Annotated in this window: 1 protein-coding gene; it reads left to right on the top strand. The window is 65.6% G+C overall.

Annotation, left to right across the window (positions count from 1 at the left end; all coding sequences use genetic code 11):
* Nucleotides 1-84: 84 nt before the first annotated feature.
* Nucleotides 85-971 (top strand): amidohydrolase family protein (locus B4F19_RS01330; RefSeq protein ID WP_292732396.1); only part of this gene is annotated, 887 nt, incomplete at its 3' end.

The following is a 971-nucleotide window of genomic DNA, read 5'->3' as shown; positions in this document are numbered from 1 at the left end:
GCCGCCGTCAACGCGTCGGCGGGAGAGTAGTCAGCCCGTGAACAATAATGTCTCGTATCTACATCTCCTCGAACGGAGCAGTTCATGACGGATTCCACGCTCGGCGCAGTCTCTGCGACCGCGATCACGAACACCAGGGTCTTCGACGGACACAGTCTGAGCGCCCCCACGACGGTCGTCGTCCAGCCCGACGGGCGCATCGGTGACGTATCAGCGGATGCGGTCGTCGTCGGTGCCGCTGTCGTCAACGCGGAAGGTACGGTGCTCCTTCCTGGCCTGATCGACTGTCACATGCACCTGAAGGGGCGCGAGTCCCTCGAGACGCTCGCCACGTACGGTGTCACCACCGGCCTGGACATGGCGACATGGCCCGCATCACAGTTCCAGTCGTTGCGGGGACTGAGGGGAGTCGCTGACTTCCGCACCGCCGGCATGGCGGCGACATCTCAGGGCAGCACGCACAGCCGCATTCCGACCTATCCGGACGTCGCGCTGGTCGATTCCCCCGACAAGGCGGAGCGGTTCGTCGAGGTGCAGGTGGCAGACGGGGTGGATTACATCAAGATCATCGCCGATCTGCCCGGTCCCACCCAGGACGTGCTCGATGCACTCGTGGCTGCTGCGCACGCGCGGGGGCTCAAGGTCATCGCGCACGCAGCCCTGTACGAAGCTGTGCGTATGAGCCTCGCTGCGGGGGCCGACATGATCACCCATGCTCCACTCGACCGCGCGCTCGACGATGCGACGGCTGAGACGATGCTCGCCCAGGGCACGGTGTTCATCCCGACCTTGACGATGATGAAAGGCGTCGCCGCGAATCTCACCGCAGCGGGCGTTCCCGGTGTGAGCTATGCACACGCCCACGAGAGCACGCGCGCGATGCATGCCGCGGGCGTTCCGGTCCTGGCCGGCACCGACGCCTACATCGGGTCCTTCACACGGGCATCGCCGCCATACGGCGAGAGCATGCA

It is taken from the genome of Microbacterium sp. UBA1097 (assembly GCF_002313585.1).
Lineage (GTDB): Bacteria > Actinomycetota > Actinomycetes > Actinomycetales > Microbacteriaceae > Microbacterium.
The sequence above is the reverse complement of the archived record's forward strand: the minus strand, read 5'-3'. Positions and strand labels throughout refer to the sequence as shown.